Raw genomic sequence first — 12643 nt, 5'->3', positions numbered from 1 at the left:
GCGCACGCTGAGTCGGGTAAGAATAACAAGACGGCGATGGTCACCACCGCCATCGGGTTCATCGCCCGATTCGGACTCGCTGTCGTCTGGCTTGTCAGCGGTTGGCAGAAACTGGCCGACCCCGTGACCACCAAACAATCCGTGGCCGCGTACGAGCTATTCAGCAGAGACGTCTCAGACCTCATCGGCACCGCACTGCCTGTCATCGAAATCGCGCTCGGGGTCATGCTGCTCGCGGGCATTTTCCTCCGGGCCACAGCTGCGGTATCTGGTGTCATCTTCGCTGTGTTCATCGCAGGCATCATCTCCGCGTGGGCACGGGGGTTGACCATCGATTGCGGATGCTTCGGCGGAGGTGGCTACAACGCCAACGTCACAGCATGGACATACTTGTCAGAAATACTCCGCGACCTGGTATTTGCTGCGGGAGCGGTGTGGGTAGTGAAGTGGCCTTTCAAGAAATGGGCCCTTTACGTGTAGCTATACATAGCAGCTATGTAGTAGCCGCGAACAATCACTGACAGTGCATTTAAGGCGCATGGCGCATAAACTCTTACGGAGTTAAGTTCGTAAGAGTTTGTGAGCGCCCTGCGCTTTCCTTCTCTAGTTGTTTCACGAGGATTAAATTCATGAGTTCCAAAATCAAGTCCCCCAACGAAAGCAGCAACGGGTTCCTCTGGGCGCTGCTCGCCGTGATCGTCATTGCTGCCGTTGTGGTGGGCTACATTGTGATCAACGGCCAAAAGTCACACGGCGGTGGGGGTGGTTCTAACGACATCGCAGCACAGTGGGAGAAGCAAAACGTCTCCTTCACTGAAACCTTTGCCGATGACGCTGTGACGCTGAAAAGCGCCTCCGCAACCGCTGAGACGCCCACAGTAGACCTCTACGAAGACTTCTCTTGCCCCCACTGCTCTGAACTGGCCATCGCCAGCGACGATGCCATGAAAGACGCGATCGATCAAGGCAAGCTCGTGGTGAACGTCCGCACCCTCAACTTCCTGGACCGCGGCCAAGACACCGACAAAGGCCATTCCACTCGCGCGGGCACTGCGGCGCTCGCCGTAGCCAAGAGCGGCGATGCAAACCTCTACTGGAACTTCCGCGCCATGCTGATGAACAACCAGAAAGACGTGTACAACAAGTGGGACAACGAGCAGTTCGCCAAAGCCGCTGAAACACTTGGTGCCTCCGAGGATGTCACCAAAGCCATCAAGGATGAGAAAGAAAAAGATGCTTTCCTGAAGATGAAGGACACCAACACCTCCAAGCTGGAAGGGCTCGGCCGTGGCGTTTCCTCGCCCCGCGTGATTAACAAGGACGGCCAAGATGTCTCTGTTGTGGACAGCAGCCAGCAAGTCAGCGACGCCTGGGTTGCTCAAGTAACAGGAAGCTAACACTGAGTTCTGTAGCGACTCCTCGACATGGCGTATTATGTCTTTTGCCTGCTGATTTGTGGCAACATGAGTGCAGCGTGTACATTTGAGGAGTCCACCAAGGGGCTATGGCGCAGCTGGTAGCGCACCACACTGGCAGTGTGGGGGTCACGGGTTCGAGTCCCGTTAGCTCCACAGATAAAAACCCGGTCACAGTAGAGATGCTGTGACCGGGTTTTTTAGTTCTGGTTGGCGCGGGTGACGGCCTTGTTGTAGCTCATGGCCGCGTCGACCCAGAAACTCAGGCATTCATCGTCAGCGATAGCTTCGGAGCTGACAGTAATCCAACCTGGCCCCATGCGTCGCCCCGCACCCATTTCGGCTTGAGCAGCACCGGGTTCTGAAAGGAGCGCGTCATGCTGGTCTGCGTCAACGCGAACTAGGAGGTCACCGGCTTTTCCTGCGCTGACGATCATCTTGTCGTTGACCATGATCGCGCGCCCGCCGAACATCGAAACCTCTCTCACATCTGACTGGTCAGTCATCAACGACTGAATGCGCTGAATAAGTGCCTGCTGTTCAGGTGTCATGGCTGTCATGGGTTTAGCCTTTTTTCTGCGGCGCATAGGAGAGCCGGTCGAAAATTAAGACGCTTTCAGTGATCACGCCGTTGTGCACCGTGAAGAGTTCCGCAGCGGGGGCGGTATCCGTGACGGCGGTCTTTGGGTAGTAAAACAACGCAACCTTGTCGCCGTCAGCGAACTCCGCGATCTCGCCGATCCCGGTGAGACGTGGGGCGAATCCTGCAATGAAGTCCCGATAATCCTGCTTGGTAGTCAGGTCAACACCGGGCGCCCGGCATGTCATGTTGTCGGCGATGTAGGACATTGCCAACTCAATGTCACCTGTCGTCCACGCCTGGTGGTAGTTTTTCACGATCTCGTAGGCGGTCATGGAACCGATTCCTTTCAGTCGGGGAGGGGTTCCCAGTGATCTGGTCCGGCGTCGTGCCCTGCGCCCGCAGTTTTCAAACGAGGTAGGAAATGAGTCCAACCGTGCTTGTGGCCTGCGACTTCGGTTTCTGGAAGGTTGAAGTGGCGCAGCTCAACACGGGTGCCGCCGTTGATGGGAGTCAAGAGAAATTCGACCGTGGATGCTCCGGCAGGCAAGTGGTCGCTGCCTGTAAAACCCCATGTGAACACCACACGTCTGTAGGGCTCGACCACCAGGTATTCGCCTCGCACGGGGTGGCCAGTGATGTCAACGGCAAACTGTCCACCTGGTGTCGGGTCGAGGTCAGCGTATTGCCCCATCCACGCCGTCATTCCGTCGTTGGTGGTCAGGTAGTCGAATACGGTCTCGGGTGGCGCGGCGATGTCGATGAAGTCCTGGAACTCAGCCATCCTTCGCCTCCCGCTGCTCGATGACAGATTTCAGGGCAGCGAGCTTGTCAGGCCAGAATTCGTCAAGGTAGGAGCGCACCGCAGCAAGTCCATCGGTGTTGACCGCATACAAATGACGCGTACGGTCTGTACTGAGGGCCGCCAGACCTGCCTTGTGAAGGGTGCGTAGGTGGTGCGATGTCGTTTGCTGCGATAGTCCAACCGTTTCCGCCACCGCGCCGACGGGCTGTGGCCCCGAACGAATCACCCGCAAGATTGCCCGACGGTTTTGGTCAGCCAGCGCACGCAATGCGGCGTCGATATTCCCTGCTGCTTCCACATGTCACCTCTTTAATCACTGGTGACCTCACCCTAGCACAAATAAAAATTTGTACTCAAGATCGTTTGAATAAGCGCTTATCGACGCCCAGCGCACCAGGTGGTAGGCATCTCTTAGCCCTCCACCTCCCGTTTGGAAATGTTCACGATCGTGTTGAACAACTCACCGGTGAGTAGTGTTCCCCAGTTTTGTTGGTTGGTGCCGCTGGTGTGGATGCCGTAGATGATGGCGGTGTCGTCAACTATGGATGCGCCAGACTCGCCGTCGGAGGTATCGGCGGAGTAATGCGCCTGTAGTTTGTTGGCTTTCAGGATCTTGTTGCGACCCTTCCACATGGTGCCGAATGGTTTGTCGCCGGGATATCCGATGACGGTGGCAAAGCTGCCGTTGAGGGATCCAGGTTCGGGCGTGCGCATGCCAAACCAGCCGACGTCGGAACCAATGGGTGTTTCCAGTTTGATTACACCCCAATCGTGGCCAGCGGCACTGCCAGTTTTGTCGTACCAGACTTGTCTTGCTTTGGCCGTGCGAAAGCGCTTGTCTGCGCCGTTTTGGCCCGGTGTGAAGGTGATGTTGCTGCCGTTTTTATTGAGGCAATGTCCTGCGGTGACCACGGTATCGGCGGCGACAAGTGAACCTGTGCATCGACCAGTTCCACCAGCTTGCGTGGTGTAGGTGATGAGCCCCACCCAACGGAATGGTGCTTCGGTGGTCGTGGTGACTTGGGTACGGGAATCGCCCTCAATGATTTTTTCTTCAACGTTGTCCTGCTCCAGGATGGGGTGCGTACCCAGGGATGAGGGTGTGCTGCTGCTGCCGGTGTCTTTGGTGATATCGGCGACAGTAATCGGATGCTCTTGGTCTTGCACACCGTTGACGATGTTGTATCCCACCGGGTCAATGGTGGGATTGTCGACGGGAGCGGCCACGGCGGGAGCTGTCGCTGTTATGGCTAGCGCCCCTGCGGTCAGGATCATTGTGGCACATGCACTACTTATACGTTGAGAAAATTTTGGCATACTGAAAAATATTACTAGCAAAATAATAAAAATGAAGGGAAATATTCATATAACAAATGCTAACGATAGTCAGTGTGATATTACTGCTTGTGACGATCTGTTCTTTGCCCGCCAAGGGAATAAGGAATATTACCGTGTCGGACAAGAAAGAAATACGTTTCACCTTCAATGACAGGCCGATTGTTATTGACATTAGCCTGCGTAGTTTGGTGTTGCGATGGTTGACGCTGGCCATAGGCGCTGCCGCTTACTTCTGGGTACGGGATCTGCTGGGCGTGGATGATACCTATAACTGGGGTTCGTTTATCTACGTGAACTCCGGCGCCGCACTTTTCCTATTCATTGTGGCGGTGTATGGGTGGCCGCGTAAGAGTAAATAACCAGGTAGTCTGGGCTTTATGCACTACTCACAACTCCCGGCGGAACTAACTGACGGCCTCACTATCACCGGTGTAACACCTCTTTCGGGCGGTGATATTTCCCAGGCTTTTCGCGTTGATACTCCAGATACATCATATTTCCTAAAAGCACATCAGAAACCCAAAAAGCAGATGTTTGAGCGGGAGGCGCGTGGCTTGAAAGCCCTGCGGGATACAGTGCCGGAAACATTGGGTGTGCCGGAGGTTGTCAGGGCGTCGTCACGCGGGTTGATGTTGGAGTGGATTGAGGAGGGCGGCCGCACGTTCACCTCGGAAGCCGACCTTGGCACCAGTTTGGCGGAACTACACCAGGTTCCGCAGCCGCATTTCGGCGGGATTGATGGGGATGACTCGGGTTTTCTTGGCTCGGTGGAGGTCGATCTAACGCCGACGCAGTCGTGGCCGGACTTTTATGTGTATAGGCGTGTCCAGCCGCTCATTACGCAGGCCACGGCGATGGGTGCTGTTCCGAGTGGGGTGCAGCGTCTTTTTGACGAGCTTCTGCCCAAAGCAGTGGATTTGTGTGGGCCCGATGAGCCACCAGCATTGGTGCATGGTGATCTGTGGGGTGGGAATCGTCTGGTGGATGTGGAGGGGCGGAACTGGTTGATTGATCCGGCGGCGTACTATGCACATCGCGAAGTGGATCTGGCCATGATGCTCTTGTTTGGCGGGTTCGGTAAGGATGCGTTCATCGCCTACAACAACACCTATCCGCTGGCTGACGGATGGCACGAGCGGGTGCCCTGGTACCAGTTGCCGCCCCTGCTGGTCCACGCGATTTTATTTGGTGGGGGTTACGGGGCGTCGGTCGTACGGGTACTCACCGACCTCGCTGGGTAGAACACTCAGCCAGGTCGGTGCTGCGGTCAGCGCGTTCCCGCCCGATCAGCGACGCGCGCCGCAAGCTCCTCCAACACATGCACATAGGTGTGTCCCGTGGTGCGGGTCATGCCGAGTTCGCAGGTGCGGTTGCAGGACAGGAACAAGTCGGCATCAAGGTGCTTGACGGAGCGTGCCTCGTCGTGGGTAGCGGTGGCGGTGAGTTCCTCGTGGAGCAGGCCGCGGTCACCGGCAAAGGCGCAGCAGCGCCAGCCGTCGGGAATGATGGCCTCGTCCGCGACCAGTCCGGCCAGCATCATGAGCGCATCGTTGACGCCCAGGTGCGTGGAGGAACAGGTCGGGTGCACCGCCGCTTTGTGAGCCTTGGCCAGCGGCGGAAGCACCGGCGCGACATAGGTGGCCACCCATTCCGTGGCATCCATGACGGTAATGCCCTCAACCCCGGCGTTCTTCAACGCCACAATAATGCCTTCCGTGCAGGACACGTTGTCGCACACCAGTGGAATCCGCCCGTGGTGGGTGTGTTGGACAATCCAGGAGGTGAGCTTGTCCTTCATTACCTCATAGCCCTTGGCCAGACCCTTCGACTTCCAGGGGGTACCACAGCAGAGTTCCTGAACACCCGCCGGCGTGCTGAGTCGCAGGCCCGCGTAGGCCGCGAGTTCCCGCACCGCGCCGCCCACGCCGGTGCCGCAAGCATGCTCGGTGCCAAACATGGTGCCCACACACGCGGGCATGAAAATGGCATCCGGGTTGGGCACCGTTTGCGGCTTGCGCACCTTGCCGCCGCCGGGAAGCTCACTGGTCAGGGTAGGCACGATGTCTTCGCTCAGGGCTTTACGTGCCAACCCCAGAGCCCCACGCAGCGGTGTTGTCGGCAACGCATGGGTCGTGGTCATGCCTAACGACGCCCCACGCAGCACCATGTCCCAGTGCTCTGCCGCAACTTTCCAGCCCTTGTCCAGAGTCTCGTTCTGGGTTTCCCGCCGCTTTGCGCGAATCAGATCACCAGTGTTGATTTTCACGGGGCAGGCCGTCAGACACATACCATCCACGGCGCAGGTTTGGACGACATCGTACACCTCCTGCTCTTTCAGGCGTTCTGCCAGGTCATAGGCACCGGTGGCCTCACAGGCAGCGATGGCGCGCTGGATCACAATGCGTTGGCGGGGCGTCGTGGTCAGGTGCTGGGATGGGCACACGGGCTCGCAGTAGCCACATTCCACGCAGTCATCGATGATCTGACGGACCGGGTCGGTGGGCTTGATGTGCTTGAGATGCAGCTGCGGATCGTCAGTGATGATCGTGCCAGGATTGAGAATCCGCTTCGGATCGCAGGCGTTCTTCACGTCCACCATGGCCTGATACAGATCATCACCATATTGACGGTGCACAAATGGGGACATGATACGTCCAGTGCCGTGCTCAGCCTTCAACGTGCCCTGCTCGCGCAGCACCAACTCCACCATGTCCTCGGTGAACTGGTCGTAACGGTTCAAGGACTCAGGGCCAGCAAAATCCTCCGTGACCAGGAAGTGAATATTGCCGTTCTTCGCGTGCCCGAAAATCACCGCGCCATCATAGTTGTGCTTATCAAACAGCACCTGTAGCTCAGTACACACACCGCCGAGCTGCTCCATGGGCACAGCAATGTCCTCCAACAGCGCCATCGTGCCTTTCGGGCGGTTGCGCATGATCTTTGTGTACAGGCCGTTGCGCATCACCCACATTTGGGCGCGCCGGGATGCCTCGTTGGTCATTTCCGGGGGAGTGGAGAGGCCATCAAGTTGTTCAAATGTGGCCTCACCAGTGGCGATGTGCTCGGCGATGCCCTCATCATCCATAGCCTGGTACTCCACCAGTAGCGAAGCATGCTGATCCACGTTGAAGCCCTTCGGGAGCACGGAGGAGGCATCGGGACCCATGGCGCGGATGGAGGCGGCGTCGATAAGCTCCACCACATCGGCACCTGAGTAGACGAGCTTGGGCAGGGCCTCAGTGGCGGCATCGAGTGAATCAAACATGAGCAGTCCGGTGGCGGTGCGCTTGGGTACGGGCACGGTGTTGAACACGGCCTCCGCGACGAACCCCAGGGTGCCTTCCGAGCCGATCATCAGGTGCTCAAGAATCTTGGCGGGCGTATCGAAATCAAGGAAGGAATTGATGCCATAGCCCATGGTGTTCTTGATGGCGTAGCGGCGTTCAATGTCCGCGCGGTACTTGTCGCCGCGCAGCGTGTCGCGCAGCCGCTCCAGCACCTCCACCAGCGCGGGCTCGTGGGTGCGCAGAATGTCGTCTGCCTGCGGCGACGCCGTATCCACCACTGTTCCGCTGGGGAGGGCGATGGTCATGGAATCGATGGTTCGGTAGGCGTTCGCCGTGGTTCCGCAGGTCATGCCCGAGGAATTGTTGGCGATCATGCCGCCGATGGTGCAGGCAATTGACGACGCCGGGTCCGGCCCCAGCTTCCTGCCATGACGCGCCAGCGCCCCATTGACCTGTGCAATGGTCAGCCCCGGTTGGACGCGTACACGCAGGCCGCCATCCAGAATCTCCATGCCGCGGAAATGCCTGCGGACATCCACCGTCAAACCCTCCGACAGCGCCTGACCAGACAGGCTCGTGCCGCCGCCGCGGAACGTCAGTGGCCAGCCCATTTCGGCAGCGACGCGCATAGCGACGCCCACGTCAGTCGGGGACTTCGCACGCATCACCGCATCCGGGGCGTGCAGGTAGTGGGAGGCATCCACAGCTAGGGCCATGCGGTCCAATTCGCGGGTGCTTACGGAAGAATCGCCGCCTAATGCGGCGCGCAGGGCAGCCAACGCGGCTGCGTTGCCTTCGGACAAGATGGATCGGGATGTGGTGACGGACATGGCAGTACTCCGTTCGGATGAGTCAGAAATAGTTGTGGAGGGCTAACTCCACGGTACTCGCCTAACGGGGGTGCCGTATGGGGACGTGCTGCACGTTAAGGGGTGAAAAATGTGGTTTTTGATGAGGTTAGGTTAACCTATTTCTAGCATAATACCTGGAGAATTCGGTTCAGATGGTGTAGTGAGTTCATGGTGCGTGTGGAACTTCACCCCCGAGGTGGGGGTTGGGTTCTCGTCTACCTTCCCGCATACTCCCTATAAAAGTCCGCAATATGGTGGTTACCCGTTGTGGGTGCAACGCAATCATGCTGCATACTCCAGGTGGCAAAGCGGATGGTGTCGGCGAGTCGCGAGTTGAATAGCCCGACAAAACCCAAGACTGGCGGCAGTGTCCAACCGGGTACTTTCACAATGCGCGGTTTCTTACCCACCGCCTGAAATGCTGTGGTGGCCAGTTCCTTCCAGGTAAAAATATCCGGTCCGCCGATGTCGAAGGATCCGGTGTTTCCCTGTTCCAGCTGGTCTACGGTGTACGTTGCGAGGTCGGCACCATGAATGGGGTTGAGGCGTATGTCCGGCTTGAAGAGGGGGACTAAACCACGCTTGGCCATAGTGAGCAGTTCCGCCGCGTCAGAGAAATAGGCGGACGGGTTGATCACAGTAGACCTGATGTCCGCAGACTCCAGTGCCCACGCGAAGGCCGTTTTGGCGCGGGTGAGTTCGGCGGGGCAGGTCTCGGCACCAAGCGCATTGATGTAGGTGAAGGAGCTGGCACCATGCCTCAGCGCGGAGGCGAGGATGCTCTGGTTGGCGCGATTGTCGATGCTCCACGGGTCTGCTTTTTGGCGTGTCACTCCCAGTGCTGACACCACATGATCCACTCCCGCCGCCACGTCCTGAGTGAATGTCGCGTCGGTGACGTTTCCTACGGTCCAGTCGTCGACAAGACCGTCAAGGCTCGGTGTGCCGTAGGCACCTTCGACGGCTGCGCGGCCGCGGTCGCGGACAATGGCGCGAACCGTGTGCCCGCGGCGGTGGAGTTCTGCAACAATATAGCGTCCGAGGTATCCGGTTGCCCCGGCGACAAGTGTGGTGGGCATGGCTGTTGCTCCTTCAGTATGTGTATCCTCCAGCGTACGTACCTGCGCTGTTCCGGGGCGTCGATAAGGGTGTAATAGCGGTGCTGTACCGGTTTTTCTTTTAGGGTAGATAGGTATGACAAGTCGGAAAGCATGGCATCGTGGGGTGTTGTGGGAACGGCTGGCGAAATAATGGTGCATATTGTTACAGCAACAGATGAGCATATTCCGCAGGTGTCGGAACTCTTTGCCGATGCCTTCATGGACGACCCTGTGTGGAAAGCCATTGCCCCCAGCCCCCGCATACGCAGGCACGTGATCAAAGCCGAATGTGAATGGGGAGTCGGCCTGCGGGGGAGTGACAGCGTGGACGTGGTCCTTGATGGCTCCGCAGACGGCCGTGTACTCGGGGCGCTCACTTTTGAAACCCCCGACATGCTCGATATCGACGACGAATACGGCTGGAAGGAAACCCTGCGCGGCCTGGTTCGAGGCCGTCTGCCCGCCGAACTCCGCGGGGCCAAGCACCAGAAAGCCGTTGACCTGCATCAACCCGACGGCCCGCACTGGTACCTCCACGACATCGCCACCTCGCCGGACGTGCGTGGGCAAGGCATCGGCTCTGCGCTGCTGCGGCGCCGCCTCGCGCTTATCGACGTCCAGCCCGCCCCCGTTTTCCTCGAAGCAACCACCGATGCCAGCCGCCGACTTTACGAGCGCTACGGCTTTAGCGTGGTTGCCGAGGTGTCGACGCTGCCAGAAACGCTCTCCTACGCGATGATTCGGGAAGCGATGTAGGGGGATGGCGGGACAGTTAACTAAGGTCCACTGCTGTCTGGGCACAAAGGGCGATGCAAAGTTTGTATATCGTCAGGTATGAAACCAGGGTTTTCTGACCGGAGCGTATACATACTTTGCACTAATGATGGCCTGGGATGGCAGTTTGATAGGCCGCAACCTCGTCGCGTCAAGGCTTGAACGGTGTCATTGTGATCCCCTGTAAAATCTGCTTACGCTCAAGCTCGAAAATGCCCCATTTTTGTGCCTGGGCATAAGCAAACTTCCATGCAAATGTTTGCACTAACGTTGTTCAAGACTGTGGTGGTGCCGGATTCAGGTCTGCTAGCTCTCGTTGTCTGGGCGAAGGCAGCCAAAAACTGCTTCGGTGTCTTCTTGGAAAATGCCGTGGATGAGTTTGTACACTTCGTCTTCGCTTTTGAGTTCACTGGCGCTGCTTACTTCCACCAGTCGGATGCCGAGCAGTACGTTGATGAGCATCCCCAGCGCGAGGAAGTCCTTTGCGGCTTCCGTTCCCATGTTCAACGCATCGTTGATTACGCGATAAATCTCAAGAAACCCGGTACGCGCAATGGGGCCAAAGCGGGGATGCTGCCCCATAGTGAACAGGTGCATGACGATCAGTAGATTAGAGCGGTCGGCCATGAGCTCAATGTAGGCGTGCCCCATGCTTGCTTTAGTATCGGACCCTTTTGTCTTCTGTGCTGCTCGAATGAAGGTGTCTTTGATGAGGTTGATTGCGCGTTCCGACGCCTCGGCAAACAGGTTTTCTTTCGATCCAAAGGTTCGTACCACGTAGGCTTGGCTCACTCCGGCAGCTTTGGCTATGGCATCGGTGGTTGCACCTGCGTAGCCAAGGTTGCCAAACACGTTGCTGGCGGCAATGAGCATGTTTTCGCGGCGCTCAGCTGCGGGAAGGCGTTCTGTTCTGGTGGGGATTTCTTGCGATGCGTCTTTCGGGGCCACGCTGCCACAGTAGCATTACCTGCGTTTTAGCTGCGGTGGCGTTGTTGTTGACGCATCCGAGCGCACACGCTAAGGTCTGGTTGTAATCAATTGATTACAACCGTTCAGACGGTAGGAATCCCAAGGAGAAGTAACCCGTGGAAACCCTTAACGCCCCCAACACAGAAGTGCACGTCGCAGCAGTGCCGCAGCCTGCCCGTCCTGTCTGGCTCATCATCCTCACAGTCTCGCTGCCTATGTTCATGGCATCGCTTGACAACCTCATTGTCACCAACGCCCTTCCCGTCATAGGCCGGGAACTCGGGGCAACATTCGAGCAGCTCAGCTGGTTTGTCAATGCCTACACCCTCGCCTTCGCATCCCTGGTCCTGACGTCATCTGGGGTGGCCGATCGTTGTGGCAGGCGTTGCATTTTTGCCGGGGGACTCACATTGTTTACCGTCGCCTCTCTGCTGTGTGGACTCAGCACTGAGCCCTGGATGCTCATCGCTGCGCGAACACTCCAAGGTGTGGGCGCGGCAGCCCTTTTCCCGCTTTCTCTCACATTGCTCAGCACCTCGGTTCCGGAGCGTCTTCGTCCAGCGGTCATCGGAATCTGGGGAGGTATTTCCGGTTTGGGGGTTGCTCTTGGCCCGCTCATCGGTGGGATTGTTGTTGAGGGTGTGAACTGGGAAGCAGCCTTCTGGATCAATGTCCCCGTAGGAATTGCCTGTCTCGCGCTAATTTACTGGGTAATCCCGGAAAGCTATGGCAAGGCGCAGAAACTTGACTTGCTTGGTGTCATACTCGCCGTCATTGGTGTTTTTGCTCTTACATACGGCATTTCCCGCGGTAACGACAAAGGCTGGACCAGTACTGAGATCCTTGCCAGCATCATTAGTGGCTCCGTCTTTCTCCTAGCGTTTCTCATCTGGGAGACACGCACGTCGCACCCAGTTCTACCTCTGAGTATGTTTAAAAACAGCAGTTTCAGCATTGCGAATGCGGTGAGTTTCTTATTCACTTTTGGAACCTTTGGTGCGGTATTCCTCCTCTCTCAATTCTTGCAAGTTGTGCTAGGTAACAATCCGCTCGAAGCTGGGGTGAAGACAATGCCGTGGACGCTCGCTCCACTTTTTGTTGCACCCATCTCAGGATGGCTTGCTGGGCGTATCGGCAACCGTCCCGTTATTTTCGTAGGACTTATTCTTCTCGCTAGCGGACTAACATGGATCGCAGCCATACTCGCCCCCGACATGTCTTATCGCAGCATGATCCCGGCCATGATTATCGCTGGTGTGGGCATGGGGCTAGTCTTCTCTCCGATTGTCAACGCGGTACTCGTCGGCATGGCCTCTGAAGAGCAAGCGACCGCCTCTGGTACGAACGCCACCATTCGCGAGGTGGGCGTTGTGTTTGGTGTTGCCGGACTCACCGCCATTTTCCTTGTCTACGACGGCCAGCTCACCCCGACCGCGTTTACCGACGCCGCGATTCCCGCCATCTTCTTCGGTGCCGCAGCGGTGGGTATCTCTGCACTGATGACACTGCGTCTGCCAAGCTAAG

The 12643-nt window shown here is 57.5% G+C and carries 14 protein-coding genes and 1 tRNA gene; 7 read left to right on the top strand and 8 right to left on the bottom strand.

Features of this window, described 5'->3' with window-relative positions:
• The first annotated feature begins 36 nt into the window (after positions 1 to 36).
• From CDUR_RS10795 to CDUR_RS10785, 3 genes are all read left to right on the top strand, one after another.
• Positions 37 to 480, top strand: a complete 444-nt coding sequence (locus CDUR_RS10795; protein ID WP_179419119.1) for a MauE/DoxX family redox-associated membrane protein — start codon at positions 37 to 39, stop codon at positions 478 to 480.
• Between the two features lie 149 nt (positions 481 to 629).
• The gene (locus CDUR_RS10790) at positions 630 to 1397 is read left to right on the top strand and encodes a DsbA family protein (RefSeq protein ID WP_179418214.1); all 768 of its coding nucleotides are present in this window, start codon (positions 630 to 632) and stop codon (positions 1395 to 1397) included.
• Positions 1398 to 1498: 101 nt separating this feature from the next.
• Positions 1499 to 1571 (top strand) — tRNA-Ala (locus tag CDUR_RS10785).
• A gap of 44 nt (positions 1572 to 1615) precedes the next feature.
• Here the strand turns inward: CDUR_RS10785 and CDUR_RS10780 are convergent.
• The 5 genes from CDUR_RS10780 to CDUR_RS10760 form a co-directional block, all read right to left on the bottom strand.
• Complete coding sequence (locus CDUR_RS10780; RefSeq protein ID WP_179418213.1) at positions 1616 to 1975, bottom strand: TfoX/Sxy family protein; 360 nt, start codon at positions 1973 to 1975, stop codon at positions 1616 to 1618.
• A 4-nt stretch (positions 1976 to 1979) separates the two neighbouring features.
• Positions 1980 to 2330, bottom strand: a complete 351-nt coding sequence (locus CDUR_RS10775) for a nuclear transport factor 2 family protein (protein WP_179418212.1) — start codon at positions 2328 to 2330, stop codon at positions 1980 to 1982.
• A 14-nt stretch (positions 2331 to 2344) separates the two neighbouring features.
• Positions 2345 to 2779, bottom strand: a complete 435-nt coding sequence (locus CDUR_RS10770) for an SRPBCC family protein (protein WP_179418211.1) — start codon at positions 2777 to 2779, stop codon at positions 2345 to 2347.
• The gene (locus CDUR_RS10765; protein ID WP_179418210.1) at positions 2772 to 3098 is read right to left on the bottom strand and encodes an ArsR/SmtB family transcription factor; all 327 of its coding nucleotides are present in this window, start codon (positions 3096 to 3098) and stop codon (positions 2772 to 2774) included. The genes CDUR_RS10770 and CDUR_RS10765 overlap by 8 nt, the downstream gene beginning before the upstream one ends.
• Before the next feature lie 113 nt (positions 3099 to 3211).
• A complete protein-coding gene (locus CDUR_RS10760; RefSeq protein ID WP_179418209.1) occupies positions 3212 to 4075 on the bottom strand; it encodes a trypsin-like serine peptidase in 864 nt (287 codons plus the stop codon).
• A 176-nt stretch (positions 4076 to 4251) separates the two neighbouring features.
• On the opposite strand from CDUR_RS10760, the gene CDUR_RS10755 reads away from it, so the two are divergent.
• Positions 4252 to 4497, top strand: coding sequence for a hypothetical protein (locus CDUR_RS10755; RefSeq protein ID WP_179418208.1), 246 nt, complete (start codon positions 4252 to 4254; stop codon positions 4495 to 4497).
• Positions 4498 to 4515: 18 nt separating this feature from the next.
• Positions 4516 to 5379 carry a fructosamine kinase family protein gene (locus CDUR_RS10750; RefSeq protein ID WP_179418207.1) on the top strand — a complete coding sequence of 288 codons (864 nt, stop codon included), beginning with the start codon at positions 4516 to 4518 and terminating at the stop codon, positions 5377 to 5379.
• 26 nt (positions 5380 to 5405) lie between these two features.
• On the opposite strand, the gene CDUR_RS10745 is transcribed toward CDUR_RS10750, so the two are convergent.
• Together CDUR_RS10745 and CDUR_RS10740 are read right to left on the bottom strand one after the other, a co-directional pair.
• Positions 5406 to 8255 carry an FAD-binding and (Fe-S)-binding domain-containing protein gene (locus tag CDUR_RS10745; protein ID WP_179418206.1) on the bottom strand — a complete coding sequence of 950 codons (2850 nt, stop codon included), beginning with the start codon at positions 8253 to 8255 and terminating at the stop codon, positions 5406 to 5408.
• Positions 8256 to 8491: 236 nt separating this feature from the next.
• Positions 8492 to 9355 (bottom strand): SDR family oxidoreductase, encoded by an 864-nt coding sequence (locus CDUR_RS10740; protein ID WP_179418205.1) that lies wholly within the window; start codon positions 9353 to 9355, stop codon positions 8492 to 8494.
• Between the two features lie 171 nt (positions 9356 to 9526).
• On the opposite strand from CDUR_RS10740, the gene CDUR_RS10735 reads away from it, so the two are divergent.
• Positions 9527 to 10132: a GNAT family N-acetyltransferase gene (locus CDUR_RS10735; RefSeq protein WP_290207570.1), complete on the top strand. Its 606-nt coding sequence runs from the start codon at positions 9527 to 9529 to the stop codon at positions 10130 to 10132.
• A gap of 324 nt (positions 10133 to 10456) precedes the next feature.
• Here CDUR_RS10735 and CDUR_RS10730 read toward each other — a convergent pair whose 3' ends face one another.
• Positions 10457 to 11098: a TetR/AcrR family transcriptional regulator gene (locus tag CDUR_RS10730; RefSeq protein WP_290207568.1), complete on the bottom strand. Its 642-nt coding sequence runs from the start codon at positions 11096 to 11098 to the stop codon at positions 10457 to 10459.
• Between the two features lie 137 nt (positions 11099 to 11235).
• Here CDUR_RS10730 and CDUR_RS10725 point away from each other — a divergent pair, with 137 nt between their 5' ends.
• Positions 11236 to 12642 carry a DHA2 family efflux MFS transporter permease subunit gene (locus tag CDUR_RS10725; RefSeq protein WP_179418203.1) on the top strand — a complete coding sequence of 469 codons (1407 nt, stop codon included), beginning with the start codon at positions 11236 to 11238 and terminating at the stop codon, positions 12640 to 12642.
• Position 12643: the final 1 nt, after the last annotated feature.

The organism is Corynebacterium durum, assembly GCF_030408675.1.
Classification (GTDB): domain Bacteria; phylum Actinomycetota; class Actinomycetes; order Mycobacteriales; family Mycobacteriaceae; genus Corynebacterium; species Corynebacterium durum.
This window is presented reverse-complemented; position numbering and strand designations above follow the sequence as displayed.